The following is a 25916-nucleotide window of genomic DNA, read 5'->3' on the forward strand; positions in this document are numbered from 1 at the left end:
CTCGGCCTCCTTCAGCATCGCGACCGAGGAGCAGATCTGGCCCGGCGTGCAGTAGCCGCACTGGAAGCCGTCATGTCTCAGGAACGCCGCCTGCATCGCGTGGAGGTCGTCGCCCTTGGCGAGGCCTTCGATGGTCGTGACCTCGTCGCCCTCATGCATCACGGCGAGCGTCAGGCAGGCGTTGATGCGCCGGCCCGCCACCATGACGGTGCAGGCGCCGCACTGGCCGTGGTCGCAGCCCTTCTTGGAGCCGGTGAGCGCAAGGTGCTCGCGCAGCGCGTCGAGCAGCGTCGTGCGGGGATCGATGGTCAGGGCGCGTTCGACGCCGTTCACCTTGAAGCGCACCGCCTGACCCGCGACCGCCGGCGTCGGAGGGGTTGGGGCTGGCGCCGCGTTCGCCGGGACGGCGGTGACATAGACCGCCACGCAGGCGGCCGTCGATCCTTCGAGGACGTCGCGGCGCGACGGCCCGTGTCGAACGTGTTCGCTCATCAGCGACCTCGTCTGGCTTCGCGCCCATCGGCGCCGCGCGGCTCAAGCCGCGCCTGGTCGAGCGCCCGCCGCACGCGGGCTTGTCGGATTGGGACGGCGGCGTCCGCTCAAACGGCGGGCGTCGCTCTTAGCGGTCGCTCGTGGAGCTAGAGCGGCGATCCGGAATAGAACCGTTCCACGCTTCACAGTTTCGCGTGCCGCGCCAATGCGGAGCTCGGCCGGAACCGGCGCGACCCGCAGTCAGCGCTTGACTATCCATTAAATCAGTAGAATATACATTTTGTCGCTGCCGACATATCCGTCGAGACGCGTCGGCGGCTTCCGGCCCCAGCAGAGAGACCGACAATGGCGCACCTGCCCGCTTCCGCCACCCCTTCCTCCGGCGCCGCCGACGCGGTCGCCCGCGCGCTCTACGGCATCGCGGATTGGCTGACCTCGCGCGGGGACGATCACGAGCAGGCCCGGCAGGCCCTGTCGGCGCGCGCACGCGCTTCGATGCACTGCGACGAGGCGCCGTTCAGCCCGCTCGAGGAATTCCACTGAGGCGCGTCGCTAAGCGCGCGCAGCCGCTTTGAACGGCCACACCTCGACGATCGGATTCGGAAGAGTTTTGGGTGACCGCGTGCGGTCAGCCTTGCGGAAGCCCTGAAGGGCGCCCGCCGACCTCAGCGCAGCTCGAAGGCCGCAAAGGCGTCCGCGACCGGATTGTAGGCAACGGCCGCCTGCTGCGGCGCCGGCTGGGACGCGGCCGGGGTCGAGGACGCCAGCACCGGCGCGAGCTTCTCGGGCGTGAGCACCCTCTTCGTCGCCGGCGTAGCTTGCGGCTTCGCGGCCCGTGCCGCGGCGACCGCGCCCGGACGAGGCGCAGGTGCCGGGATGCGGGCCGCCGGAGCGGGCTCCGCGGCGTAGGCGACGATGGTCGGAGGCGCCTTCTTCTCAGAAACAGACGCGACGAGCGGCTCGAACCTGGTCGGCGGCGCCGAGACGGTGGCGCTGGCGGGCGCAGACTTCGGCTCAGGCGCGGACGCTTGGGCAGGCGCGACCTTGGACGAAGCGGCGGCGACAGAGACGGGCGCCGGCGGCGCGACCGGAGCGGCGGCGGGCGCCGCCTCCGGCGACAGCGACGCCACGACGATCGGCTTGGCGGCGGCCGTCGGATCCACGCGCGCATAGGCGAGCGCGAGCGCCCGCGACTTCGCGTTCTCGAGCCTGGCGACCTGGGTGTCGGCCTCGCGCTTCTCGTAGAAGGCGTTGCCGCCCGCGACCAGCACGTAATGCATGTTCGGGTAGCGGAACCTGAGACCCGCGGTGTGGAAGAACATCGCCTTGCGGACGCCTGGATGGCGCTTGCCGGAGAGCACAGCGTCGGCGGCCTGGCGGGCGCGCTCGGCGGCCTCGCCTTCCATGGTCCGGCTCATGACGCCGGCGGCGAACTGTCGTTTCTGGCCCACGACCTCGCAGACGGTCGAGCCGTAGCGGCCGGACTCGACGCGGTTCGCGACCACGGTGCCGACCGCCAGCATGCCTTCGTCGGCGCCGCGGTGGGACTCGAAATACATCGCCCGCGCCATGCACTCCCGGTCGGCCGGCGTGTAGCTGAACGATCGCGACTGCGACACCGCGGCGACCTTCGGCTGTTGGGCGCAGGCCGCGGCGCACAGGCCCGCGGCGGCGATCGCGAAAGCGCGCGTCAGGCGTCGTTCGTCCATTCCGGTTCCCCCGTATGGCGGGCCGCGCCCCCGAGCCGGCGGCGGCCATTAAGAGACCGTAAACAAGCTGCGAACCGTTATCAAATGGTTAACGCGACCCTCTTGCCATTGAATGAAGCAGACAGGCGCTCGCTCGTCGCTACGAAGAAAAGAGATCTTCCGCCTCGAAATTGAGGGTGGATCCGTCCGGCCAGATATATCAGCCTCCGATCACCTCCGTCGAAACCGCGTCCTGATACCGCACCTGCGAAGGTGAGGGTCGATTTTTATACCGATCGATATGTTTCGGCTTGACAGGCCGGCGCCGCCTTCCCTACCTAGCGGTACATTACCGATCAGTACAGATCGCCTGACGCAGGGGGCGCCCGCCATGACAACCTTTGTCCGTTCCCGAAAGATCCTGCTCGGCGCCTCCGCGGGCGCCGCGCTCGCGGCCGCCGCGCTGTTCGTCCCGTTCCCGTCGAGCGACGTCAGCGCGGTCGGCGCCGACGCCGCGCCGGCGGCCGTGAAGGTCTCGGTCGCCAAGGTCGAGCCGCGCGACGTGACGCGCTGGGCCGAGTTCTCAGGCCGCCTCGAGGCCGTCGATCGCGTCGAGGTGCGCTCGCGCGTCGCTGGCGAGATCAAGACCGTGCATTTCCGTGAGGGCGCGCTGGTCAAGGCGGGCGCTCCTCTCTTCACGATCGATCCCGCCCCTTACGAGGCGGCGCTCGACCGCGCCCGGGCGGAGGTCGCGGCCGCCGAGGCCCGCGTCTCGCTCGCGGCGAGCGACCTCGAGCGCGGCCGCCGGATGACCGCGTCCGAAACCATCTCCCGCCGCGACCTCGACGCCCGGACAAGCGGCCTGCGCGAGGCAGAAGCCGCCGTACAGGCGGCGCGGGCCGCGGAGAAGTCGGCCACGCTCGACCTCGGCTACACGGAGGTCCGCGCGCCGGTCTCGGGCCGCGTCGGGCGCATCGAAGTCACGGTCGGCAATCTGATCGCCGCCGGCCCCGGCGCGCCGGTGCTTGCCCGCCTGGTCTCGGTCGACCCGGTCTATGCGAGCTTCGACGCCGACGAGGCGGCGGTGATGCGGGCGCTCGACACGCTCCCGCAGGCGGCCGACCGCAGCGACGCGGTCTCCGCTCTCCCCGTCGAGATGGCGCTCGCCTCCGCGCGCGAATCCGTCCGCGGAAAAATCCAGTATGTCGACCCGTCGGTCGATCCGAGCGCCGGGACCATCAAGGTCCGGGCGGTGTTCCCCAACCCGGACGGCCGGCTGATGCCCGGCCAGTTCGCCCGGCTGAAGCTCGGCGAGGCGAAGCCCGCGCCGGCGCTGCTGGTCGGCGAGCGCGCGGTCGGGTCCGACCAGGACAAGAGCTACGTGCTGGTCGTGGGTCCGGACGACAAGACCGCCTATCGCGAGGTCAGGCTGGGCGCCTCGGTCGAGGGTCTGAGGACCGTGGTCGAGGGTCTCGCGGCCGGCGAGCGGGTCGTGGTCAACGGCCTGCAGAAGGTGAAGCCCGGCGACCAGATCGCCCCCGAGCCCGTCGCCATGGACGGCCGGCCGCTGACCGAGCGGCAGGCGTCGGCCGCGCAGTAAATCGCAACCTCATGTCCCGGCCTCGAGCCGGGACCCATTGGGCGCCGCCGTCCAAGTCTCGCGTCAGCGGCTTCGCATTCCATTGACGTCGCGCTGATGGGTCCCGGCTCGAGGCCGGGACATGAGGGCGGCGTTTCCCGCCGCTCCTCCGAAAAGGTCAGGCCCCCATGTCCTTCTCGAAGTTCTTCATCGACCGGCCGGTCTTCGCGGGCGTCCTGTCCGCAGTGATCTTCCTCGCCGGCCTGCTGTCCATCCGCGCGCTGCCGATCTCCGAATATCCCGAAGTCGTGCCGCCCCAGGTCGTGGTCCGCGCCACCTATCCGGGCGCGAACCCCAAGGTCATCTCCGAGACGGTGGCGACGCCGATCGAGGAGCAGATCAACGGGGTGGAGGACATGCTCTACATGTCCTCCCAGGCGACCACCGACGGCGTGATGACGCTGACGGTGACGTTCGCGCTCGGAACCGACCCCGACAAGGCGCAGCAGCTCGTCCAGAACCGCGTCAGCCAGGCTGAGGCCCGGCTGCCCGAGGAGGTCAGGGCGCTCGGCGTCACGACGATCAAGTCGTCGCCTGACCTGACCCTCGTCGTGCACCTGACGTCGCCGACCGGGCGCTACGACTCGAAATATCTGCGCAACTACGCCGTGCTCAACGTCAAGGATCGGCTCGCCCGCATCCCGGGCGTCGGCCAGGTCCAGCTGTTCGGCTCGGGCGACTATTCGATGCGCGTCTGGCTCGACCCGCAAAAGGTCGCCGAGCACGGTCTGTCGGCGTCCGATGTCGTGAACGAGATCCGCGCCCAGAACGTGCAGGCGGCCGCCGGCGTGGTAGGCGGCTCGCCCGCGCCCTCGGGCGTCGATCTCCAGCTTTCGGTCAACGCGCAGGGGCGGCTCCAGAGCGAGGAGGAGTTCGGCGACATCATCGTGAAGTCGGGCGCGAATGGCGAGATCGTCCGGCTGCGCGACGTCGCGCGCCTCGAAATGGGCGCCTCAGACTACGCGCTGCGCTCGCTGCTCGACAACAAGTCGGCGGTCGCGATCCCGGTGATGCAGGCGCCGGGCTCGAACGCGATCGACATCGCCGACCGGGTCCAGGCCGAGATGCGCGACATCAAGGCCAGCATGCCGGACGGCGTCGATTACTCGATCGTCTACGACACCACCCAGTTCGTGCGCTCCTCCATCGAGGCCGTGGTGCACACGCTGCTGGAAGCCGTCGCGCTCGTGGTGCTGGTGGTGATCCTGTTCCTGCAGACCTGGCGGGCCTCGATCATCCCGCTGATCGCCGTGCCGGTGTCGATCGTCGGCACCTTCGCGGTGATGCATGTCTTCGGTTTCTCGATCAACGCGCTGTCGCTGTTCGGGCTGGTGCTCGCGATCGGCATCGTGGTCGACGACGCCATCGTGGTCGTCGAGAACGTCGAACGGAACATCGAGGAGGGGCTCTCGCCCCGCGAGGCGACCTACAAGGCGATGTCCGAGGTCTCGGGCCCGATCGTCGCGATCGCCCTGACCCTGATCGCGGTGTTCGTGCCGCTCGCCTTCATCTCGGGCCTCACCGGCCAGTTCTACCGCCAGTTCGCGCTCACCATCGCGATCTCGACGGTGATCTCCGCGATCAACTCGCTCACCCTGTCGCCGGCGCTCGCCGCCCTGCTGCTGAAGGGCCATGACCAGCCCAAGGACCGGCTGACGCGGTTGATGGACGCCGGCCTCGGCTGGTTCTTCCGCGGCTTCAACCGCGCCTTCGCAGCGACGGGCCTCGCCTACAGCCGCGGCGTCGCCGGCGCGATCGGCCGCAAGGCCGTGATGCTGCTGATCTATGTCGCGCTGATCGGGGTGACGGGACAGCTGTTCCGCACCATCCCGGGCGGCTTCGTGCCCGCGCAGGACAAGCAGTATCTCGTCGGCTTCGCGCAGCTGCCCGACGCCGCGACCCTCGACCGGACCGAGGACGTGATCAAGCGCATGGGCGAGATCGCGCTCAAGACGCCGGGCGTCGAGAGCGCCGTCTCGTTCCCCGGCCTGTCGATCAACGGCTTCACCAACTCGTCCAACGCCGGCATCGTGTTCGCGACGCTGAAGCCCTTCGAGGAGCGTAAGGACCCGAGTCTGAGCGCCGGCGCGATCGCGATGGAGCTCAACAAGCAATATGCCGGCATCCAGGACGCCGTGATCGCGATGTTCCCGCCGCCGCCGGTGCAGGGGCTCGGCACGATCGGCGGCTTCAAGCTGCAGATCGAGGACAAGACCGGCCAGGGCTACGCCGCGCTCGACGAGGTCACCAAGGCGTTCCTCGCCAAAGCGAACACGGCCCCGGAGCTGATGGGCCTGTTCTCCTCCTATCAGGTGAACGTGCCGCAGCTGTTCGCCGACATCGACCGCACCAAGGCGCGGCAGCTGAACGTGCCCGTCTCCGAGGTGTTCAACGCGCTGCAGATCTATTTCGGATCGCTCTACGTCAACGACTTCAACAAGTTCGGTCGCACCTATTCGGTGCGCGTTCAGGCCGACCAGCACTTCCGTGCGCGGTCGGAAGACGTCGGCTTCCTGAAGGTGCGCTCGACGACCGGCGAGATGATCCCGCTGTCGGCGCTGCTGACGGTGAAGCCCACGACCGGGGCCGAGCGCGCCATGCGCTACAACGGCTTCCTCTCGGCCGACATCAACGGCAACGCGGCGCCGGGCTATTCGAGCGGCCAAGCGCAGGCGGCGGTCGCCAAGATCGCGGCCGAGACCCTACCGAAGGGCTTCTCCTTCGAATGGACGGAGCTCACCTATCAGGAGATCATCGCGGGCAATTCGGGGCTCATCGTCTTTCCCGTCGCGATCCTGCTGGTCTTCCTGGTGCTGGCCGCGCAGTACGAGAGCCTGACGCTGCCGCTCGCCATCATCCTGATCGTGCCGATGGGCATCATGGCGGGGCTCACGGGGGTCTGGCTGTCGGGCGGCGACAACAACGTCTTCACCCAGATCGGCCTGATCGTGCTGGTCGGGCTATCGGCCAAGAACGCTATCCTGATCGTCGAGTTCGCCCGCGAGCTCGAACTCGCCGGCAGGAAGCCGCTCGAGGCGGCGATCGAGGCGAGCCGCCTGAGGCTCCGCCCGATCCTGATGACCTCGCTCGCCTTCGTGATGGGCGTGCTGCCGCTCGTCCTGTCGACCGGCGCGGGCGCCGAGATGCGCGCGGCGATGGGCGTCGCAGTGTTCGCCGGCATGATCGGCGTCACAGCCTTCGGGCTGTTCCTGACCCCGGTGTTCTACGTCGTGATCCGCACGCTGTCGGGCGGCCGCAAGCTGAAGGGCGCGGCGCCCGAGGCCCCGATCTCGCCGTCGCCCGAGCCCGCGACGCCGCCCGCCCAGGGGCATCTGTCCATCGGTTGAGGGTCCGCGGAGCGCATGCGTCCCCACGCATCCGCGGATCTTCGAAGCGGCGGCCGTCGAGGGGGCTCGGCGGCCGCCGTCGTTTTGACAAGCGGCTGCGGTTCACCGGCGGCCCAAGCACCGATCGGGCGGGGCCCCGCGCATGAGCGACTTCAACGATCCGGACGCCGTCGCGCGCTACGCCGAGGCGCCGCGTCGCCTCGTGCCGGGCTTCGCCGACATGCAGCGCATGGCCCTGCTGCTCCTGAGCGAACAGGCGCCGCCGGACGCGCGCGTTCTGGTGATCGGGGCCGGCGGCGGGCTGGAGCTGAAAGCATTCGCGGAGGCGCGGCCCGCCTGGCGGTTCGACGGCGTCGATCCGTCGGCCCAGATGCTGCACCTTGCGAGGGCCACGCTCGGGCCGCTCGTCGCCCGGGTCACGCTGCATAAAGGCGAGGTCGAGGTCGCGCCGGACGGACCGTTCGACGCCGCTTCCTGCCTCCTGACGATGCATTTCATTCCCGTCGACGGCCGCCGCCGCCTGCTTGCGGAGGTCCGACGGCGTCTGCGTCCCGGCGCGCCGTTCGTTGTGGCGCATCACAGCATTCCGGCCTCCCGCGACGAGAGGCGGCGTTGGCTGTCGCGCTATGCGGCCTTCGCGGTCTCGTCCGGCGTCGACGCCGCGGCGGCCGAGAAGGCCTATGAGGCGATCGGCGAAGGACTGCCTGTCCTGGCGCCCGAGGAGGACGAGGCGCTGCTGCGCGAGGCCGGCTTTGCCGCGATCGGCCTGTTCTATGCGGGCTTCACGTTCCGGGGCTGGGTCGCGCGGGCTTAGGCGACGCGCTCAGGCGAGGGCCGGCTCTCGCGCCGGCAACGCCTTCAGCGCCAGTTCGCCGACGCGGTCGAGCTCCTCGCGCGTGGCGCCGGCGGCCGCCTTGACCGCCATGCCGAGGCCGACCGCCATGATGTAGCGGGCCCAGTCGGCCGGGTCCTCGCCCGCCGGGAGGTCACCGTCCGACAGCGCCTGTTCGAGCCTCTCGCGGATGGAGTCCTCGCTCAGCGAGCGGCGGGCGAGCAGCTCATCGCGGATCGACGAGTCGTCGCCGCGGCAGCCGACCGAGGAGTTCACGCCGAGGCATCCGGGCGGGTGCATCGGGTCGGTCAGGACGCGGGCGTAGCCCTTGAGCAGCCGGTCGATCGCGGCGCGCGCCGTCGGCTCCGCGAGCGCCTCCGCCACAAAGCAGAGATGGCTCTGCTCGTAGCGGTCCAGCACCTTGCGGAACAGCTCTTCCTTGTTGCCGTAAGTTGCGTAGAGGCTCGGACGGGTGATGCCCATCGCCTCCGTGAGGTCGGTCAGCGACGCGCCCTCATAGCCGTGACGCCAGAACACCTGAAGCGCCGCGCACAGCGCCTCATCGACGTCGAACTCCTTCGGCCTGCCCATCGCTCCCTGTCCCGTTTATTTCATACCGATCGATATAATGCGTCCGGGGCCGCGCGTCGAGGGAGACGAAGGGCGACCTTCCGACCGGTTTCGGCGACGCGGCGACAGGAGCCGTATCGAGGGCCCGAAGCAACGCGGCGCTTGTGTAAAATGTTCGACGGCTAGACGCTTCACGAAAACGAATGATTCTTGTGAATGTCCCAAATTGAGACGATCGCCCTCTACGAAATCGGCATCTGGAGACTTGTGTTGATCGGTCGATCAAAAGCGCTTCGCGCATTTGGGGGATGACGGAAGCTCGCTTGCCTTGTTTTGGTCTATTTACTTAACGCGGCGCCGCAGACATCATGAGGCCGCGACAACCCGCGGGACATCCTGCGATGACAGTGCGTGCGTTGATCTCAGCCGCGGCCCTCTGTCTGGCGACGCCGCTCGCCGCCCAGACCACGCTCACGACCCCCGACTGGTCGGCCCCGGAGGCCTCGCGCTTCCTCGAGGAGACCCGCGGCCGCCTGGTCGATCCGGGCGCGCTCGGAGAAGGCGCGGACGCCCGGGCGCCCGCCCGGCTCAGCCTGCCGGTCCTCGGCCTCAGGCCGGGCTTCACCGAAGCCTCGCCGCCCCCGCAGCCCGGCGCGCTCGTCGAGCCCGGGCTCGACACGTCGGGGATCGCGTCCTGGCCGGCCTGCGCCTCGCGCGCCGCGACTCCCGCCTTCGCGAGTGACGACGGCGGCGAATGGTACGCGCAGACCTATGATTTCGGCTGCGTGACGATCGTGGTGTCGGGCGACCGGCGCACCGACCCAAACGTCCCGAACGCCCTCGTCGAGGAGCTCGCCGACCGCTCCGGCGACGTCGTCTCGACGGTCGACGAAGAGGACGACCCCGCCGCGGTTCTGTCGGTGTCCTACGACATCGTCCGGCTCAACGTCCCTTACGTCGTCACCATCGAATGCGCCAAGGAGGCGGCCGGGCTCTGCCGCGACCGCGCCGGCCATCAGCTCGTGCTGTCGCGGCTGGTCATCGTCGCCGGGAGGCCTCGGCCATGAACCGGATCGCTCGGGCGGCCATGACGGCCGCCGCCCTCATGCTGCTGACCGGCGCCGTCTGGGCGCAGGAGGCGTTCCGCTATCACGGGCCGGGCCAGCTCGCGGTCGGCTCCGGGCGCAAGGACGACCGGACAGTCTACCTGCGGGGCATGTACTTCCCGCTGCAGGCCGGCCCGCAGCACCAGAACGCCCACGCCTACGCCAACAGCCAGATCCACCCGGTCGCCGGACCCGGCAACGCGGTCGGGAACTACGCCTATCCGTGGCGCGACACCTATTGCGAGAAGCGCTCCTGGGACATGCCGCTCTGCCCCGGCAAGACCGGCCATCAGGGCCTCGACATCCGCCCGCAGAAGGCGACCGCGAACGCCTTCCCGGCCTTCGCCATGGACGACGGCGTGGTGGCGTCGATCACCAACAACACCACCGTCACGATCCGCGCCAACGCCGGCTATGTCTGCCGCTACCTCCATCTCGACCGCTCCAGCATCACCCAGGCGGGCCTGAAGATCGGCTCCGCGATCAAACGCGGCGATCTCGTCGGCCGCGTCTCAAACATCATGGGGGGCGTGCCCAACACCACGATCCACCTGCATTTCGACTGCTACAAGAGCATCTCGGGCAAGGTCGTGCGGCTGCCGATCTTCGCCTCGCTGATCGCCGCCTACCGGCGCGCCTGGGGGCTCGACGACCTCGACCGCGGCGGCCAGCTGGCGGTCGACCCGATCCGCGAAATGGGCGCTTTCGCGGTCGCGAGCTCCAACGACGGGACGCCAGTCGGCCCGGCGGTCGCGGCCGCCGCCGACGCCGCGCTGCCCAAGTCGCTCAGGACCAAGAATTTCGGCGCCATCACGCCGAGCACCGAGCCCGCCGCCTGGCCGGCCTACATCCTGAAATGGCCGGGACTGATCCGCTCGGTCGAGATCCGCGACGCCTTCGGCAAGATCATCCCGGCCTTCGCCACCGACGAGGCCGGGGTCGGGCTCTGGTGGTACTGGATGGTGCAGCGCGCGGGCTTCGGCGCCTCGGGCGTCGTGTCGTTCGAGAAGATCGCGCTGAAATATTCCGGCGCCTCGACAGTCGACGAGCCCGTGGTCGCAAAGTACGTCACCGCCTATTCGGGCGCCGCCGAACGACCCGGCCTCTCGAAGCAATATTTCGGGCGCTTCGTCGACCGCAAGGAGAGCCTGGACCTCGCCGATCTCGAGATCCGCTGGCGGATCGCCCAGACGCTGTTCCACAACGAGGCTGGGCGGACCGGCTCGGTCGACCGGGCGACCTACGACCGCGGAGTGGCGCTCGCCGACCGGATCCTCGCCAACGGCTTCGAGGTCGGGGCCGTGGCCGTGGCGGGCGGGACGCCTGCGGCCGGCGGAGGAGTGGGTGCCGCCGCCGCTCCGCCGGGCTCGGTCACGATCACGACACCGGCGGCCGTCGGCGGGCCGACTGCGGGCGCGGCCGGCGGCGCCGCGACGACTGTCGGGGCTTCGGGGGCGGCCGCGGCCGTGACGCCGACGCCCGTCTTGACCGGAACGGCGTCCGCGACGGCCTCAGCCGGCGGCGTCGAGATCGTGGTCGGCGGCCGCTACACGGTCCGGGTGCCGCCGGGCGCCGACCCCGCGATGGTCTCGGCCTTGCTCGACATTCTCGATCGTCGGCGGTGAGATCATGCGCGGGGCCGTTCTCATCGCGTCGAGCCTGATCTTCGCCGCCCCCGCCTTCGCGGGCGACGAGCCGCCCGCCGCCGCGGAGGCCGCGCAGCCCGCCGCCACATCGAGCGCAGCCTACCGCATGGCGATCGAGGGCGATGACGAGGGGCTCCAGGCGTTCATCGGGGCGCTTCCGAAGGTCCGCATCAAGTCGCCCGAGGGCACTGTACAAGTCTACCGGCTGATGGAGGGCGACATCCTCGCCACCGAGGCGCAGGTCGAAGCGCGTATCCGGGAGCTCCGGGCGCGGACGCGGCCCGCCAGCGGCGTCCCGTCAGGCGAATTGCTGGTGCTGGCGGACGCGGCCGGCAATCCGGTCATCTGGCCGAAAGGCGCGCGGGCGCTCACCTACGCCGTCGACCGGGCGTCGTTCCGTTCGGCCGACGAATATGAGGTCGCGGCCGAGAACCTCGCCAAGGCGACCGCCGACTGGATCGCGGCCTGCCCGGACTGCGGGCTGAGCTTCACGCACGCCAAGGAGCTCGACGACGCGTCGCCCACCACGGCGCAGGTCAATTTCGTGGTGACGTTCCTGCCGGGCGCGACCGGCTTCGTGGCGGCCGCGCCCTTCCCGAACGACATCCAGGCGAAGCGCCTGCTGGTCGTCGGGCCGCAATACTTCACCACCAGCTTCGACCGTATCGGCGTGTTCCGGCACGAGCTCGGCCACGTGCTCGGCTACCGGCACATGCACATCATCGGCGTGCCCGGCTGCGACACGGAGGACGCGAACTGGCTCGCGGTCTCCAAGACCTACGACCCGCTTTCGGTGATGCATTATCTCTGCGGCGAAGGCGGCACGCGGGAGATGCGGCTCAGCGACACCGACAAGCGCGACCACCGGACGCTCTATCAATGAGGGAGGGCGGCATGAGGACTGTCTTCGCCAGCATGGGGGCGGCGCTCTTCGCGACCGCGCTCTCCACGGGGGCCGCCATGGCCGGGATGGAGGAGCAGGCCCCGCAGCACGAGGCGCCGGGGCTGGTCGTCTCCTTCCAGGGCGGCCTTGCGGGCCGCAACTTCTTCGACGTGCTCGACGCGATCTCGAAGAGCGGCGCCGAGCTCCCGAAGGAGGCCGTCACGATCCAGGCCAACGACTCGATCTGCCGGCTTCTGGTGCAGCGCGGATACCCGCCGGATTGCCTGGCGCTCGCGCGCTTCGTCGACACCCTCAATCCCGAGACCAAGCTGGCCGGCCGCAGCCTGCAGATCGGCGAGACGCTGCAGCTCCCGCAGCTTCAGGTCTCGAGCTACCAGGCGGTGAACAACTACGCCCGGTCGATCCCCCGGCAGGCCGAGTTCGCGAAGAAGCTGACCAAGGCCTACAAGGAGCACGACGCCAAGCTGGTCGAAAACGCCGACTCCGTCAGCGTCGAATACAAGGCGTACGAACTCTACGTCCCGGTCAAGTCGGACCAGGATGCGACGGCGCTCGCCGACCGGCTCTACGCCCTCGGCCTGGACAACGTCTTCATCGACCCGCTGACCAAGGACGCCCCGCCGGCCGCGCTCAACTCCTTCTCGGCGGACGAGGCGCGCGACCTCTGCGACTCCAACGATATCGGCTCGCGCGTCTACAACTACGCCGAAATGGTCGACAGCGACGCCGACGCCGCCGAGATCGTGCGCCAGGGCCTTCCGGCGGAGCCGCGCAAGGTCTCGGTCACGCTGATTGACACCAAGCTCACGCCCTCGCCGAACCTTTGGCCGGCCTTCGGCGACGCCGCGCCCCCGGCGCAGCCTTGGAAATGCAAATGGCGGAAGTTCGTGATCGGCGAGCACCACGCCACCCATCTCGCGGGCATCATCGCGAGCAGCCAGAAGGCCTTCGGCTTCGCCGGCGTCGCGCCGAACGTGAAGCTCAACTCCTTCGTCTGGGTGACGCCCGACCAAGCCGGCGACCTGCAGCGCTTCTCCGCGGACCGGGCGCCGCGGCTAGCCCGCGTCATCGGCGGCAGGAAGTACGACTTCCCCCTGCCGGTCTATGTCGCCGCGACCAATTTCGACGCGCTGGTGCAGGGCGGACCCGAGATCCGGCTGAGCAAGGACAAGGAGGCGCTGCGCACCAAGGGCGTCCTGCTCGGCACCATCGCCACCAACAAGCCGCTGCTGATCGTCGCCGCCGGCCATCAGTCGGACAGCACCATGGAGGGGATCGAGCTCGAGCCGCGCTCGAACGCCTCGCCCCAGAATCTCGGCGACTATCAGAACGTCGTCGTGGTCACGGCTTGCAGGGACTGCGACCGTGGCGAGGAGCGTCTGATGCGATCCGCCAACCAGTCGCGCAAGGGCGAGTACATGGTCCATGTCGCGGCGCCCGGCGGATCGAGCGTGCCGGGCTGGATCACCGATCACGAGATCGGCGCGAGCGGCGGCACCTCGCAGGCTTCGGCCTTCGTGGCCGGCGTGGCGGCCTCGATGATCGGGGCGTTCCCCGAGGCCTATGCGACGCCGGTAGCGGTGAAGACGCGGCTGCAGGCGACCAGCAGGCCGCTCTCGCTGAAGGACGGCGGCAAGAACCCCGACGCCGAGAAGCTGACCACGGGCGTCGTCGATCCCGTGCTCGCCTTGCTCGATCCGAGGCGAAACTGGATCAAGGATTCGCAGGGCTGGCGCGAGGCCAGGATCAAGTCCTGGCCGGCCGAAGGCCTGGCGTTCCTCGGCGAGAACGGATCCCGCGAGCCCTCGCTGAGCGACCGCCAGCTGCTGCGCGTGGTGCGCACGCCGAACTCCGATCCGACGACCTGGACGATCTACGCCGACCGCTTCGAGATGGGGCGGTCGAGCGAGGGCGGCTCGGTCGAGCGGTACGATCTCGCGACGCTGCAGGCCGGCGCGCTCACGCTCTGCAACGGATCGACGGTCGACTTCCGCGAGATCGACGACCTGATCCTCAAGATGGGAAGCGAGCCCGATGTCTGCGCGCCGGACCCGGACCCTCGTTCTGCTCGCATGCTTCCTTGAGATCGCGACCGCGGCGGCGCAGCCAGCGCCGCCCGGCCCCGCTGTCGAGCAATGCAGGCGCGGCGAGTCGGTCACCTCCTTCGGGCGCTCGTTCCAGCCCGCCGTGACCATCTACGACGAGGAATGGTCGCAACCCATTCCGATCGAGGCGGCCGGCTTCACGCCGGTGGGCGTGCGGCTGCTGCTCGCGGTCACGCCCGACGCCCGCGACCGCGACTGGAGCCTTGTGGTCCGGGATCCGGCCTATCGCGTGCTGGCGAGCTTCGGCCCGGCCGACTTCGCGGGTGGCGACGGCCGGCTGACGCGCAAGCGCTGGACCGGACGGCTGCCCGCCGCCAAGGTGCAGGTCGAGCTTCTGCATTCGGGCAAGAGCGACGTCGAGGTCATGGTCGAGGAAGGCATCGCCTCGCCGCCCGCCGGCGCGAGCGACGTCAGGCTGTTCTCCTCGCAGACGCCCGGCTCGCCGAACTGGCGGCCGCTCTACGAGGGCGGCAGCCTGATCCAGCGGCGGACCGGCGACGTCACCGGCATGCTGGTCACCGGCCAGACCGCGGCGCCCGGCGCGCCGTCGGCGCCGGCCTGGTGCTGCACGGGCGTCATGGTGGCGCGCGACCTGTTCCTCACCAACTGGCATTGCGGCGCGGCGCCGCCGACCGACCACACATCCTACTGGAACGAGCGCGTGGCCGGCCGGTCGCTCATCGACCTCGGCTGGGACGACGGAACGGTGAGCCGGCAATACAACGCCGTGAAGGTCGAGGCGAGCGACCGGCGGCTGGATTACGCCCTGTTGCGCGTCGAGCCTGTCGTGGGGCCGGGCGGGGCCGCGGGCACGCCTTCGCGGGCCACGATCGCGGCGCGACCCGCGCAGGCCGGCGAGGAGGTCTTCATCGTCCACCACGCCGAATGCGAGAAGAAAAGATTGAGCCGATGCCGGGTCGCGGCGGCCTCCTATCGCGCCTGGACGGACGCGCCGGGCGAGCCCTCCGGGTCCAGCGCCTCGCAGCCCGATCTCTCCCATTCCTGCGACACCGAGCCCGGCGCCTCGGGCGCCCCGGTGTTCGCGATCCGCGGCGACCGGGCCGTGCTGGTCGGGCTGCACCATCTCGGCTTCGACCGCGACGAGAGCTGCGCCATCGTCCCGCCGAGGCTCAACAAGGCGGTGCGGATCGACGAGATCGTCAGGAGCCTCGACGCAGCCCGGCCGGATCTGGTTCGGGAGCTGGACGTCGAATAGCCGCGACGGCGGCCCGCCTTATTGCGGCGAGCCCGCCGCCGACGCGCTGCGCCAGGCCGCGAAGGCGTCCTGGAAGGCTTGCGCCCCGGGCGTGCCCTTCTCGAGCGTCAGCACCGCGCGTCGGCCATTGTCGTAGAGGATCGGAATGTCGATCCAGCCGCGGTCGCGCAGCAGCTGCTCGTTGACGGTGCGCTCGGTGTCGAGATTGGACAGGCCGATCAGGAAGAAGCCGTTGGTGACGCGCACCGACAGTCCGGCGACCGCGGAGCCGCGCGCCGACTCGTCGGCCTTCATCAGCACGCCGGGCACGTTGGAGATGCCGGCGTTCGGGAAGTCGTCGGGCAGCGTGAACTGGATCTCGATCGTGTGGCTCGCCGGCAGCGTGGCGTCGAGGTTGCGCCGGATCGTGATCGTCGAACGGAGCTTGCGGCCCGGAATGTCGATCTCGCCGCGGAGCGCGGTCTCGAGCGGCTGGTTCTGGCCGCCGCTGACCGACTCGGTGCGCCACAGCACTTGGCCCTGAAGCGCCTCGCCGGATTGCTGGTTGGGGCCTTCCTCATAGAGCACCGCGCGCTGCGCGACGAGCGGCCCCGGCTGGGCCGGCGCATTGGGGGCCGGCGCAGGCGAAGGCTGCGCGGCGGGCGGGGGCGGCGCCGCCGGCTCGGGCGCACGCGCGACCTCCTGCTCGGCGGGCGGCGGGGTCGCGGGCGGCTCGGCCTGCGGCGCGGGAGCGCTGGGCGTGGGCTCGGCCGAAGGCGGCCGGTCGGCGGCCGCGCTGTCCTGGGGCAGCCTGTCGTCGCTCTTGCCGTCGGCCGGAGCGTCGGGCTTCGGCGCGTCCGCCGGCTTCGTCTCGGGCTCGGCCTTGGCGGTTTCGGTCGGTCCGGCCGGCTCGCCGTCGGCGACTGGCCCCGGCGTCGGACTGCGGAACAGCAGGAAGAGCCCGGCCACGATTGCGACCGCGCCCAGCACGCCGAGCGCGATGAGCGGGCCGGAGCGCTTCTGTTCGCGGCCGGCGCCCGGCGCACCCGCAGCCTGGATGATCGGCCGGCCGTCCGCGCGTTTTGCGGGCCGCGCCTGCGCCGGCTCGGCGCGTTCGCCGCGCGAGGCGGCGGCCTGCTGCTCGGCGCGGCGCGCCTTCTTGCCGCCCTCCTGGCGGGCTTCACGGCGCTCCTGACGGGCGTCGTCGCGCGGCTCCGGCGCGCTCGCCTCGGGCGCGGGAGGCGTCGGCCGTTCCGCGGCGGCGGGCCTGGCGGGCTGGGCGGCCGGGGCCGGGGCCGCCGCGGCGGGCTTGGACGGGGCCGGCTGCCCTCCGCCCGCGCTCGCCTCCACGCGGCGGATCGCCTCCTCGAGCTGCATCCGCTCGCGCGAGATGTCCTCTTCGGAGAGCGGCGGGTCGATGGCCCGGAGCTGCCGCACGATCGCGGCGCGGGCGCGCTCATAGACCGCGCGGCGCGCCTCGCCGGTGTTGGTCTCGAGCTGCGCGACGGCGCGCGACAGTACGGGGAAATAATCGGCCATGGATCACGACATAAGCCAGCGTTTCGCCCGCGTCGAGGGCGCGGAAGCCACGGTTCGCCAAGGTTTAACGGCCATGGGACCGCGCCTCTGCGGCGTCGGACCTCACCTCAATCCTCGAACGGATCGGCGACCAGAATCGTGTCGGCTCTTTCGGGCGAGGTCGAGACCAGCGCGATCGGGCAGTCGATCAGCTCCTCGACGCGCCGCACATATTTGACGGCCTGCGCCGGCAGGTCCGCCCAGGATCTCGCGCCCGCGGTCGCGCCCTTCCAGCCCTCGATGGTCTCGTAGACCGGGCGGATGCGCGACTGCGCGCCCTGGCTCGCCGGCAGCCGGTTGATGGTTTGGCCGTCGAGCTCGTAGGCGACGCAGACCTTGATCTCGTCGAGGCCGTCCAGCACGTCGAGCTTGGTGAGCGCGATGCCGTCGATCCCCGAGATGCGGCCGGTCTGCCTGAGCGCCACCGCGTCGAGCCAGCCGCAGCGGCGGGGACGGCCCGTCACCGTGCCGAATTCGTGGCCGCGCTCGCCGAGCCTGCGGCCGATCTCGTCGGTGAGCTCGGTCGGGAACGGCCCCTCGCCGACGCGGGTCGTGTAGGCCTTGGCGATGCCGAGCACATAGCCGATCGCGCGCGGCCCGAGGCCCGAGCCGGTCGCGGCCTGTCCCGCAGTGGTGTTGGACGAGGTGACGAACGGATAGGTGCCGTGGTCGACGTCGAGCAGCGCCCCTTGCGCGCCCTCGAACAGGATGCGGTCGCCGGCCCGCGCCCGCTCGTCGAGGAGCTCCCAGGTGGCCTCGACGTAAGGCAGCACCTTGGGAGCGGCCGAGGACAGCTCCTCGTAGATCGCCTCATGGGTCAGCTCCGGCAGCCCGAAGCCGCGCCTGAGCGCATTGTGGTGCGACAGCATCCTGTCGATCTTCGGCCCGAGAGTCGGGAGGTTCGCGAGGTCGCGCAGCCGGATCGCGCGGCGGCCGACCTTATCCTCATAGGCCGGCCCGATGCCGCGCTTGGTGGTGCCGATGCGGGTGCCTTCGGTCGAGCCCTCGCGCAGCGCGTCGAGCTCGCGATGGACTGACAGGATCAGCGTGGCGTTGTCCGCGACCTTGAGCGTCTCGGGGGTGAGTTCGACCCCCTGCTCCTTCAGCCGCGCGATCTCGTCGGCGAGCGCGTGCGGATCGACCACGACGCCGTTGCCGATGATCGAGAGCTTGCCGGGCCTCACGACGCCCGAGGGCAGCAGGCTGAGCTTGTAGGTGACGCCGTCAATCACCAGCGTGTGGCCGGCGTTGTGGCCGCCCTGGAAGCGCACGACGACGTCGGCCTTCTCGGACAGCCAGTCGACGATCTTGCCCTTGCCCTCGTCGCCCCACTGGGCGCCGACCACCACGACATTGGCCATGCGCGAAATCCTTCCCGTCCGCGCGGGAACGCGGACAACAAAAAACCCGGCTCGGGAGAGCCGGGGTTCTCCCGCGGCTTGCTAGAGGATCGGCCGCCCGGAGGCAAGGCGCGGGCCGCGTCGAGCTCCATAAGTCCCCGCGTCCGGCGGTCGCGCGCGCTCGTGCGGCGGCGTTCACGTCGGCGAGACCTGCGTTGCCGTTCCGTCGCGCGGCGATGATACTCCGCCGCCATTGAGGGAAGGGAGGCCCGCCATGGAGACGCCGAAACCCGCGAAAGAACACGAGTGGCTCGGGCAGCTCGTGGGCGACTGGACTTTCGAGGGGGATTTCTGGATGGGCCCCGACCAGCCGCGCGTGAAGACCTCCGGCCGCTGGAGCATCCGCTCGCTCGGCGGGCTATGGGTGGTGGCGGACGGCGTCGGCGAAGACCCGACGGGCGCGACCAACACCTCGCAGATGACGATCGGCTACGAGCCGGAGCGCGGCCGCTTCGTCGGCAGCTTCATCGCCTCGATGATGACCAAGTTCTGGCTCTATGACGGCCAGCTCGACGGCGACCGGCTCGTGCTCGAGGCCGAAGGCCCCGCGTTTTCCGGGCAGGGCACGGCGCTCTATCGCGACGTCTTCGCGATCGAGGGTCGCGAGGGCTTCCGCCTGACCTCGGAGGTCCAGGGCGAGGACGGCGGCTGGACCGAGTTCCTCACCGCCGACTATCGCCGCGCCGCATGAGCGAAGCCTCGTCTTCCGAACCGGCCTTCGGGGGCGCGATCCCGGTCGTTCGCATGTTCGACGTCGAGCGGACCAAGGAGTTCTACCTCGGCTTCCTCGGGTTCGCGCTTGACTGGGAGCACCGCTTCGAGCCGCAGTTCCCGCTCTACATGCAGGTCTCGCGGAGCGGGCTCACGCTTCATCTCAGCGAGCACCACGGCGACGGCAGCCCCGGCGTCGTGGTCTTCGCCCCGATCGAGGGGATCGAGGCCTTCCACGCCGAGATCACGGCCCGGGGCTACGACCATATGCGGCCGGGGATCGAGCAGCAGTCCTGGGGCCGCGAGATGCAGGTCTGGGACCCGAGCGGCAACCGCATCCGCTTCTGCGAGCGGCGCTGCGGCTGACGCGCCGCCCGGGTCCGGGCGGCGTTATCCCCTCAGGCGCGCACCCCCTCCGCAGTGACCTCGGCCTCCGGGGCCTCCATGTCCTGCGCGGGCGGCGCCTCGCCATAGATCACCGCCTCGAAGCCGCGCAGGCGCTTGTAGACCGACAGGAGCTCGACGATCGTCGTCCAGGAATTGACGAGGAACTGGAAGGAGGAGCGCACCTGCTCGAAGGCGCTGAGAATCTGCTGCATCGGCCCGAGAGTGATCTTTCCCATCACGATCGTCGGCGCCAGCACGATGTAGGGGAAGATGTTGTCGAACTGCAGATACGAGATGCGAGCGATGTTGAAATAGGCGTAGTGAAAATAGAGCCTGAAGTAATTCAGCCGCACCCAGCTGAACAATTCGGCGACCGTGGGCGGTTGGGCGCGGCCCGGATCGTCCTCTCCGTAGACGAGCTCCTTGCGATAGGCGGCTTCGACCCGCTGGTTCCGGAAATACAGGCCGGGGAGCTTGATTCCGACGAGCGCCAGGAAGCCGGTGCCCAACACCGCCCACAGAATCGCGAGCGTGACGAGCGGCTGAGGGATCGCGCCGAGGATCGGCACCTCCGAAACCGGCCCGGACAGCGCGACCAGCACCGGCAGGAAGGCGATCAGCGTCATGATCGACTCGATGAAATTGACCCCGAGACCCTCCGTGATCTGGGCGAAGCGCATCGTGTCGTCTTGCACGCGCTGCGAGGCGCCTTCGATGTGCCGGACGCGGGGCCAGTGCGACATGTAGAAGTCGTTCATCGCAGTCCGCCAGCGGAACACATAATGCTGGGCGAAGAACCGCGTCAGCACACCCACGATGACGGCGAAGAGCGCGATGCCCGCGAATTCGAAGAGGCGGCCGTAGAACTCTGCGAGCGTGACCGGCCGAGACTTGGCGAGCGCGGCCTGGACGAGATCGTAGAACGGCCCGTACCAGGCGTTGATCGCGACCGACACCTGGACCTGGAAATAGGTCGTGAACAGGATGAAGGCCGAGCCGAGGATCGACCACATCTGCCAGGGATGGGGACGAAGCGTCATCCAGGCGACGGCGAACAACCCGACGGCGGCTGCGTAGTAGATGTAGAACCATAGGAACGGAGCGGTCACGAAGACCGCGGGCCCGATGACCGGCGGCGCATCGGGCGCGGGCTGCGGCAGCCCGATCGCGGCGCCCCAGCCGGAGGCGCCCCCGTACCAAAGCCCGATCGCGATCGCCGTCCAGACGACGGCCGAAATGAAGAACGGCTTCGGGTTCGGAAAGAAGGACTGGAACATGAGGGCTCGCCGGTCTGGGGTCTCGGGGCGCGGGAGCGTTAGACCCCGTGCGGCGAGACCGCAAGTTACGGCCGGTTAAGGCGTGGGGATGGCGCTCCGGCGGCGCGGCGGCCCGAAACTCAGGCGGCGTCGTCCCGGCTGATCCGGCCGATCTCGAGCTCGTCGATCCGGAGCCTGCGGATGCGGGCGCGGCCGATCGAAAGTCGCCCGATCGCGAAGGTGCCGACCGCGACGGCCCCGATGGCCATCGCGCCGACCGCGAGCAGTCCGATCGAGGCGAACGCGCCGGCGACGCCGCGCAGCGCGACGTCCCGCTGTCCCGGGGGCGCGGGCTTCATGGCCCCGCGGCCCGCGCTTTACGCGCCTGCCTCCAGCAGGCGCCGCGCGATGACATGCGCCTGGATTTCGGCCGCGCCCTCGAAGATGTTGAGGATGCGGCTGTCGCAGAGCACACGGGAGATCTGATATTCGAGCGCGAAGCCGTTGCCGCCGTGGATCTGCAGCGCGTTGTCGGCCGCGGCCCAGGCGACGCGCGCGGCGAGCAGCTTCGCCATGCCGGCCTCGAGATCGCAGCGGCGGTCCGAATCCTTCTCGCGCGCCGCGAAATAGGTGATCTGGCGGGCGATCTGCACCTCGACCGCCATCATGGCGAGCTTGTCGGCGACGCGCGGGAAGTCGGCGAGCGGCTTCTTGAACTGCACGCGCTCCTCGGCGTAGCGCAGGCCGATGTCGAGCGCCGACTGTGCGACGCCGACGGCGCGCGCCGCGGTCTGGATGCGGGCGCTCTCGAAGGTCTTCATGAGCTGCCTGAAGCCCTCGCCCTCGACGCCGCCAAGCAGGTTCTCGGCCGGGACTTCAAAACCGTCGAAGCCGATCTCGAACTCCTTCATGCCGCGATAGCCCAAAACCTCGATCTCGCCGCCCGACATGCCCTTGGCCGGGAACGGGTCCTCGTCGGTGCCGCGGGGCTTCTCGGCGAGCAGCATCGAGAGGCCGCGATGGCCGGGCTCGTTCGGGTCGGTGCGGACCAGCAGCGTCATCAGATCGGCGCGCACCGGATGGGTGATCCAGGTCTTGGCGCCCGACACCGTGTAGACGTCGCCGTCGCGGACCGCCCGGGTCTTCAGGCTCGCGAGGTCGGACCCGGTGTTGGGCTCGGTGAAGACCGCGGTCGGAAGGATGGAGCCGTCGGCGAGCTTCGGCAGGAACTTCTGTTTCTGCTCCTCCGTGCCGCCGCCGAGGATCAGTTCGGCGGCGATCTCGGACCGCGTGCCGAGCGAGCCGACGCCGATATAGGCGCGGGAAAGCTCTTCGGAGACCACGCACATCGCCTCCTTGCCGAGGCCGAGCCCGCCGAACTCCTCCGGTATGGTCAGTCCGAACACGCCGAGCTCGGACATCTTCTGGATGGTCTCGAGCGGGATATAGGCGTTGGCCTGGTGCCAGGCGTGCGCGTAGGGGCTGACCTCGTCCTCCGCGAAGCGCCGCATCTCGTCGCGGAACTGGCCCATGGTCTCGTCGAGACCCGAATCGCCAAAGCCGAAGCGGCCGTCGGCCTTGCGCATCAGCGCGACGAGCGTCGCGCGCGCCTCTGCAGAGCCGCCCTCGGCGATTAGCGCGGCGGCGGCCTCGCCGAGGATCTCCGCCGGGCGGCCCGGCGCGAGGCCGAGATCGGCGGCGCGCACCATCTCGCCCTGGTTCATCGGCACGCCGCCGATCAGTTGCGCGAGATATTCGGCCGCGCCGACGCGCAGCACCGCCTCCTCGATCTCGCCGTAGCGGTCCTCGCGGGCGAGCCTCTCCGACCAGTGGTGCAGCTCGCGCAGCGCCATCCGGTAGGTCGCGAACCAGGCGAGGCCGTGGCCGGCGCGCTGCTCGCGGTCGAGCGCCGCTGCGTCGATTCTGCCGTCCCTGGAGACCTTCCGGCGGACCGCGGCGGTCGCCTCCTGCAGCAATGCGTCGAGCGCGGGCAGGATCTGTTCGAGGCGGCCGGCGGGCGTCGTCGACGCGTCGGCTGCTTTCTGGACGGCGGTCATGAAAGGGCTCTCCGGAAAGGGCGCGGCCGGCCAAGCGCCCTCGTTCGGAAGGATCTTCCGATCAGGCGGGCCGACGGGACGTCTCGGTTTCATCCTCGTCATCGGGCCGCGTCGCCGCAATGCACCCTTCGGCGGACGCGGGGGCGCCGGCCCCGTTGGCCAGCACTACCCCTACGGCTGCAAGCGCCATGCCGATCATCTGAAGACCGCTCAGGGTCTCGTCGAACAGGAAATAGGCCTGCACGGCCGCGACCGGCGGGACGAGATAGATGAGCGCCGCCACGCGCGACACCTCGCCGCGTTCCACCATGACGAGCATCAGCATGATGGCTGCGATCGACAGCACCAGAACCGACCAGGCGAGCGCGAGGAATATCTCGGGCGTCGGCTCGAAGCGAAATTCGCCGAACAGCAGCACGGCCGGGACAGTGACCGTGAGCGCGCCGAGATATTGCGCAGGCGCGAGCGTCCGGAGGTCGGCGCCCGCAAGCGTCCGCTTCTGATGCAGGGTCGCGGCGGTCACCGCCGCCATAGCGACCACGTTGACGGCGATCGGGAGCCCGAGCCCGCCGAGCGCGCCGCCGGCGCCCGACAGTTTCGGCGCGACCACGGCCGCGACGCCCAGGAAGCCGAGCGCGACGCCGAGCCAGCGCCGCGGCCCGAGGCGCTCGCCGACCAGCGGCGCCGCCGCGAGCGCCGTGAACAGCGGCTGGAGCGCCGCGATCAGGGCAGAGACGCCCGCCGGCACGCCGTGCTGGATCGCCCACCACACGCCGCCGAGATAGACGCCGTGCAGCATCACGCCGTTGACCAGCGCCGCGCGCCATTCGCGTCCGGTCGCGGGCCAGCGGGCGCCGAGCAGGAAGGCGAGCGGCGCCAGCACCGCGATCGCCGCGAGATATCGCAGCACGAGGAACAGCAGCGGATCGGCGTGGGGCACGACGAACTTCGCCACGATCCAGCCGGTCGACCAGATCAGCACGAAGGTTATGGGGATCAGGGCGGCGAGCATGGCGGGAGACCGCGAAAAGGATCGGCGCGCACGCATCTCCCGCGGACGCTCTCTGAACAAGCCACAATCAGTGATGCGTGCATCAGCAGAAGCGATCACAGAACAAGCGAAGACCAAGAATCCGCTGAAGAATGCCTCGCGCCGGCGTGCCGCGTGCTTCGAGACGCCGTCCTCGCGGACGGCTGCTCAGCACGAGGAGGTTCGTGTTCTGGCATCCTCCACCGTCCTCATGCTGAGGGAGCCCGTCACAAGCGGCGTCTCGAAGCACGCGGTCCGATCCTGACAAGCGTCGGGAGCGACGCTTGTCAGGCTCAAAGGTCGGCGCCCTGCCCGACTCCACCCCGGCCGCCATCGCGCTACCTTTTCGCCACATGATCTCGCGACCCAGAGACCTGATCCGCAAGCTCGCGCCGTTGACCTTCGACGTGCTGCGTCGCTTTGAGAGCCATTACGGCTGGGCGATCGCCGCCCATGTCGCGATGTCGGCGCTGCTTGCGATCTTCCCCTTCCTGATCTTCGTCACCGCGCTCGCGGCGTTTCTCGGAGCCGGCGACGCCTCGGCCTCGATCGTCCACCTGATCTTCGACACCTGGCCGGCCGGCGTCGCCGGGCCGCTCGCGAGCGAGGTCGACAAGGTTCTCACCACGCCCCGCGGAGGCGTCCTGACCGTCGGCGTGCTGCTGACGCTCTGGGTCACGTCCTCGGCGGTCGAGTCGCTCAGGATCGCGCTCGGCCGCGCCTACGACTCCCCGACCTCGAAGCCCGTCTGGCTGTCGCGGCTCCAGAGCATGTGGTTCGTAGCGCTCGGCGCCCTTGGCCTGGTGGTGGTGGCGGTGTTCATCGTGCTGTGGCCGATCGTCTGGAAGTTCGCCACCGACTGGCTGCCGGGCCTGTGGGCTTTCGAATTGCTCAGCGACGTCGCCCGGTACGCCCTCACCGTCGTGGTGCTGGGCGCAGCGTTGACCGCCGCGCATCTCTGGCTGCCCGGCGGCCGCCGGAAGGTCCGCGCAGTGCTGCCCGGCGTCGTGTTCACCATCGTGGTCTGGCTTGCGGGCGCGACGCTGTTCTCGGTCTACCTCGCGCATTTCGCAAATTACGCCTCCACCTATGCCGGGCTCGCGGGCGTGATGACCGCGATCGTGTTCCTCAACGCCTCCGCGGCGCTGTTCATCCTCGGCGCGGAAATCAACGCGGCGCTCGCCGCCAGGCGCAAGGTCAAGGCCGAGGAGGGCGCGACCCAGGCGCTCGCCTCGCTCAGCGCGCCGCATCCGGCCTGATCACATGTCGCGCAATTGAATTTCGCCCGGCGGCGGACCGCCCCTGCTCCGCCCGACGGGCCGCGCTATGTCGCGCGAGGCCGCGGCCATGTCGGCCGGCGCGTCGAAGCCCTTGAGGAGATGACACCATGAAGCGCACCGGAAGCGCCGTCTGGAACGGCTCGATCAAGGAAGGCGCCGGCAAGATCTCGACCGAGAGCGGGGCGCTCGACGGCCTGAACTACTCCTTCGCCAAGCGCTTCGGCGACGAGAAGGGCACGAACCCCGAGGAGCTGATCGGCGCCGCCCACGCGTCGTGCTTCTCGATGGCGCTGTCGCTGATGCTCGGCCAGGAAGGTTTTACGCCGGACGAGATCAAGTCCTCTTCGGCGGTTACGATCGAGCAGCAGGGCGGCGGCTTCACCATCACCACCATCGATTTGTCCGTGGCCGCCAAGGTCCCGGGCATCGACGAGGCCAAGTTCAAGGAGATCGCGACCAAGGCCAAGGACGGCTGCCCGGTCTCCAAGGTGCTGAACGCCAAGATCAACTTCGAGGCTGCGCTGGGCTGAGGCGATCGTCGACCTGCTGTTGCCCGGACGCGCCACGCGCCTCCTCCACCATGCTTCGCATGGTCCCCCTCCTCCGCTGCGCGGAGGAGGATCCGCGACGACGCCGTGCTTGATCCTCCCCTGCCGAAGGCGGGGGAGGGGGACCGCGAAGCGGTGGAGGGGG

Annotated in this window: 22 protein-coding genes; 13 read left to right on the forward strand and 9 right to left on the reverse strand. The window is 69.8% G+C overall.

What is annotated here, in order from left to right:
• The coding region (locus tag EK403_RS22360; protein WP_245479635.1) for a 2Fe-2S iron-sulfur cluster-binding protein at nt 1–492 on the reverse strand (492 nt) is incomplete at its 3' end.
• Between the two features lie 345 nt (nt 493–837).
• Here EK403_RS22360 and EK403_RS10815 point away from each other — a divergent pair.
• Nucleotides 838–1035: a hypothetical protein gene (locus EK403_RS10815; RefSeq protein ID WP_128777503.1), complete on the forward strand. Its 198-nt coding sequence runs from the start codon at nt 838–840 to the stop codon at nt 1033–1035.
• 122 nt (nt 1036–1157) lie between these two features.
• On the opposite strand, the gene EK403_RS22710 is transcribed toward EK403_RS10815, so the two are convergent.
• Entirely contained in the window at nt 1158–2201 is a 1044-nt protein-coding gene (locus tag EK403_RS22710) for a cell wall hydrolase (protein WP_206659529.1), read from the reverse strand.
• Nucleotides 2202–2571: 370 nt separating this feature from the next.
• Here EK403_RS22710 and EK403_RS10825 point away from each other — a divergent pair, with 370 nt between their 5' ends.
• From EK403_RS10825 to EK403_RS10835, 3 genes are all read left to right on the forward strand, one after another.
• Nucleotides 2572–3780, forward strand: a complete 1209-nt coding sequence (locus EK403_RS10825) for an efflux RND transporter periplasmic adaptor subunit (RefSeq protein ID WP_128777504.1) — start codon at nt 2572–2574, stop codon at nt 3778–3780.
• A gap of 167 nt (nt 3781–3947) precedes the next feature.
• Nucleotides 3948–7166, forward strand: coding sequence for an efflux RND transporter permease subunit (locus tag EK403_RS10830; RefSeq protein WP_128777505.1), 3219 nt, complete (start codon nt 3948–3950; stop codon nt 7164–7166).
• 142 nt (nt 7167–7308) lie between these two features.
• A complete protein-coding gene (locus EK403_RS10835; protein ID WP_128777506.1) occupies nt 7309–7980 on the forward strand; it encodes a class I SAM-dependent methyltransferase in 672 nt (223 codons plus the stop codon).
• A gap of 9 nt (nt 7981–7989) precedes the next feature.
• Here the strand turns inward: EK403_RS10835 and EK403_RS10840 are convergent, their stop codons facing one another.
• Nucleotides 7990–8589, reverse strand: a complete 600-nt coding sequence (locus tag EK403_RS10840) for a TetR/AcrR family transcriptional regulator (protein ID WP_128777507.1) — start codon at nt 8587–8589, stop codon at nt 7990–7992.
• Between the two features lie 380 nt (nt 8590–8969).
• Between EK403_RS10840 and EK403_RS10845 the strand changes: the two genes are divergently transcribed.
• From EK403_RS10845 to EK403_RS10865, 5 genes are read left to right on the forward strand one after another with little or no spacing between them, the layout of a single operon-like run.
• Nucleotides 8970–9635: a hypothetical protein gene (locus tag EK403_RS10845; protein ID WP_128777508.1), complete on the forward strand. Its 666-nt coding sequence runs from the start codon at nt 8970–8972 to the stop codon at nt 9633–9635.
• Nucleotides 9632–11299 (forward strand): M23 family metallopeptidase, encoded by a 1668-nt coding sequence (locus tag EK403_RS10850; protein ID WP_164919572.1) that lies wholly within the window; start codon nt 9632–9634, stop codon nt 11297–11299. The genes EK403_RS10845 and EK403_RS10850 overlap by 4 nt, the downstream gene beginning before the upstream one ends.
• 4 nt (nt 11300–11303) lie before the next feature.
• Entirely contained in the window at nt 11304–12203 is a 900-nt protein-coding gene (locus tag EK403_RS10855; RefSeq protein ID WP_128777510.1) for a zinc metalloprotease, read from the forward strand.
• An 11-nt stretch (nt 12204–12214) separates the two neighbouring features.
• Nucleotides 12215–14308, forward strand: a complete 2094-nt coding sequence (locus tag EK403_RS10860; RefSeq protein WP_128777511.1) for a S8 family serine peptidase — start codon at nt 12215–12217, stop codon at nt 14306–14308.
• Nucleotides 14259–15545: a trypsin-like serine peptidase gene (locus tag EK403_RS10865; RefSeq protein WP_128777512.1), complete on the forward strand. Its 1287-nt coding sequence runs from the start codon at nt 14259–14261 to the stop codon at nt 15543–15545. The genes EK403_RS10860 and EK403_RS10865 overlap by 50 nt, the downstream gene beginning before the upstream one ends.
• Nucleotides 15546–15563: 18 nt before the next feature.
• Here EK403_RS10865 and EK403_RS10870 read toward each other — a convergent pair whose 3' ends face one another.
• Both EK403_RS10870 and EK403_RS10875 read right to left on the reverse strand, forming a co-directional pair.
• Nucleotides 15564–17063 carry a hypothetical protein gene (locus EK403_RS10870; RefSeq protein ID WP_128777513.1) on the reverse strand — a complete coding sequence of 500 codons (1500 nt, stop codon included), beginning with the start codon at nt 17061–17063 and terminating at the stop codon, nt 15564–15566.
• Between the two features lie 107 nt (nt 17064–17170).
• On the reverse strand, nt 17171–18463 hold the full coding sequence (locus tag EK403_RS10875; RefSeq protein WP_128777514.1) for an adenylosuccinate synthase: 1293 nt from the start codon (nt 18461–18463) through the stop codon (nt 17171–17173).
• A gap of 253 nt (nt 18464–18716) precedes the next feature.
• Here EK403_RS10875 and EK403_RS10880 point away from each other — a divergent pair, with 253 nt between their 5' ends.
• Nucleotides 18717–19193, forward strand: a complete 477-nt coding sequence (locus EK403_RS10880) for a DUF1579 domain-containing protein (RefSeq protein WP_128777515.1) — start codon at nt 18717–18719, stop codon at nt 19191–19193.
• Nucleotides 19190–19579 carry a glyoxalase superfamily protein gene (locus tag EK403_RS10885; RefSeq protein WP_128777516.1) on the forward strand — a complete coding sequence of 130 codons (390 nt, stop codon included), beginning with the start codon at nt 19190–19192 and terminating at the stop codon, nt 19577–19579. The genes EK403_RS10880 and EK403_RS10885 overlap by 4 nt, the downstream gene beginning before the upstream one ends.
• Nucleotides 19580–19611: 32 nt before the next feature.
• Here EK403_RS10885 and sbmA read toward each other — a convergent pair whose 3' ends face one another.
• The 4 genes from sbmA to EK403_RS10905 all read right to left on the reverse strand — a co-directional run bounded on the left by sbmA (nt 19612) and on the right by EK403_RS10905 (nt 23925).
• Nucleotides 19612–20877 carry a peptide antibiotic transporter SbmA gene (sbmA, locus tag EK403_RS10890; protein ID WP_128777517.1) on the reverse strand — a complete coding sequence of 422 codons (1266 nt, stop codon included), beginning with the start codon at nt 20875–20877 and terminating at the stop codon, nt 19612–19614.
• Nucleotides 20878–20996: 119 nt separating this feature from the next.
• A complete protein-coding gene (locus EK403_RS10895) occupies nt 20997–21215 on the reverse strand; it encodes a LapA family protein (RefSeq protein ID WP_128777518.1) in 219 nt (72 codons plus the stop codon).
• An 18-nt stretch (nt 21216–21233) separates the two neighbouring features.
• The gene (locus EK403_RS10900) at nt 21234–22913 is read right to left on the reverse strand and encodes an acyl-CoA dehydrogenase family protein (protein WP_128777519.1); all 1680 of its coding nucleotides are present in this window, start codon (nt 22911–22913) and stop codon (nt 21234–21236) included.
• Nucleotides 22914–22974: 61 nt separating this feature from the next.
• The gene (locus EK403_RS10905) at nt 22975–23925 is read right to left on the reverse strand and encodes a DMT family transporter (protein ID WP_128777520.1); all 951 of its coding nucleotides are present in this window, start codon (nt 23923–23925) and stop codon (nt 22975–22977) included.
• Between the two features lie 302 nt (nt 23926–24227).
• On the opposite strand from EK403_RS10905, the gene EK403_RS10910 reads away from it, so the two are divergent.
• On the forward strand, nt 24228–25202 hold the full coding sequence (locus EK403_RS10910; protein ID WP_245479636.1) for a YihY/virulence factor BrkB family protein: 975 nt from the start codon (nt 24228–24230) through the stop codon (nt 25200–25202).
• 128 nt (nt 25203–25330) lie between these two features.
• Nucleotides 25331–25753, forward strand: coding sequence for an OsmC family protein (locus tag EK403_RS10915; RefSeq protein ID WP_128777521.1), 423 nt, complete (start codon nt 25331–25333; stop codon nt 25751–25753).
• Nucleotides 25754–25916: the final 163 nt, after the last annotated feature.

The organism is Hansschlegelia zhihuaiae (assembly GCF_004103825.1).
GTDB classification, from domain to species: Bacteria; Pseudomonadota; Alphaproteobacteria; order Rhizobiales; family Methylopilaceae; genus Methylopila; species Methylopila zhihuaiae.

Bases quoted from the DNA above. Each gene is read 5' to 3' on its own strand.
- EK403_RS10815 (WP_128777503.1), top strand. From the start codon at position 838: ATGGCGCACCTGCCCGCTTCCGCCACCCCTTCCTCCGGCGCCGCCGAC.
- EK403_RS22710 (WP_206659529.1), bottom strand. From the start codon at position 2,201: ATGGACGAACGACGCCTGACGCGCGCTTTCGCGATCGCCGCCGCGGGC.
- EK403_RS10825 (WP_128777504.1), top strand. From the start codon at position 2,572: ATGACAACCTTTGTCCGTTCCCGAAAGATCCTGCTCGGCGCCTCCGCG.
- EK403_RS10830 (WP_128777505.1), top strand. From the start codon at position 3,948: ATGTCCTTCTCGAAGTTCTTCATCGACCGGCCGGTCTTCGCGGGCGTC.
- EK403_RS10835 (WP_128777506.1), top strand. From the start codon at position 7,309: ATGAGCGACTTCAACGATCCGGACGCCGTCGCGCGCTACGCCGAGGCG.
- EK403_RS10840 (WP_128777507.1), bottom strand. From the start codon at position 8,589: ATGGGCAGGCCGAAGGAGTTCGACGTCGATGAGGCGCTGTGCGCGGCG.
- EK403_RS10845 (WP_128777508.1), top strand. From the start codon at position 8,970: ATGACAGTGCGTGCGTTGATCTCAGCCGCGGCCCTCTGTCTGGCGACG.
- EK403_RS10850 (WP_164919572.1), top strand. From the start codon at position 9,632: ATGAACCGGATCGCTCGGGCGGCCATGACGGCCGCCGCCCTCATGCTG.
- EK403_RS10855 (WP_128777510.1), top strand. From the start codon at position 11,304: ATGCGCGGGGCCGTTCTCATCGCGTCGAGCCTGATCTTCGCCGCCCCC.
- EK403_RS10860 (WP_128777511.1), top strand. From the start codon at position 12,215: ATGAGGACTGTCTTCGCCAGCATGGGGGCGGCGCTCTTCGCGACCGCG.
- EK403_RS10865 (WP_128777512.1), top strand. From the start codon at position 14,259: ATGTCTGCGCGCCGGACCCGGACCCTCGTTCTGCTCGCATGCTTCCTT.
- EK403_RS10870 (WP_128777513.1), bottom strand. From the start codon at position 17,063: ATGGCCGATTATTTCCCCGTACTGTCGCGCGCCGTCGCGCAGCTCGAG.
- EK403_RS10875 (WP_128777514.1), bottom strand. From the start codon at position 18,463: ATGGCCAATGTCGTGGTGGTCGGCGCCCAGTGGGGCGACGAGGGCAAG.
- EK403_RS10880 (WP_128777515.1), top strand. From the start codon at position 18,717: ATGGAGACGCCGAAACCCGCGAAAGAACACGAGTGGCTCGGGCAGCTC.
- EK403_RS10885 (WP_128777516.1), top strand. From the start codon at position 19,190: ATGAGCGAAGCCTCGTCTTCCGAACCGGCCTTCGGGGGCGCGATCCCG.
- sbmA (WP_128777517.1), bottom strand. From the start codon at position 20,877: ATGTTCCAGTCCTTCTTTCCGAACCCGAAGCCGTTCTTCATTTCGGCC.
- EK403_RS10895 (WP_128777518.1), bottom strand. From the start codon at position 21,215: ATGAAGCCCGCGCCCCCGGGACAGCGGGACGTCGCGCTGCGCGGCGTC.
- EK403_RS10900 (WP_128777519.1), bottom strand. From the start codon at position 22,913: ATGACCGCCGTCCAGAAAGCAGCCGACGCGTCGACGACGCCCGCCGGC.
- EK403_RS10905 (WP_128777520.1), bottom strand. From the start codon at position 23,925: ATGCTCGCCGCCCTGATCCCCATAACCTTCGTGCTGATCTGGTCGACC.
- EK403_RS10915 (WP_128777521.1), top strand. From the start codon at position 25,331: ATGAAGCGCACCGGAAGCGCCGTCTGGAACGGCTCGATCAAGGAAGGC.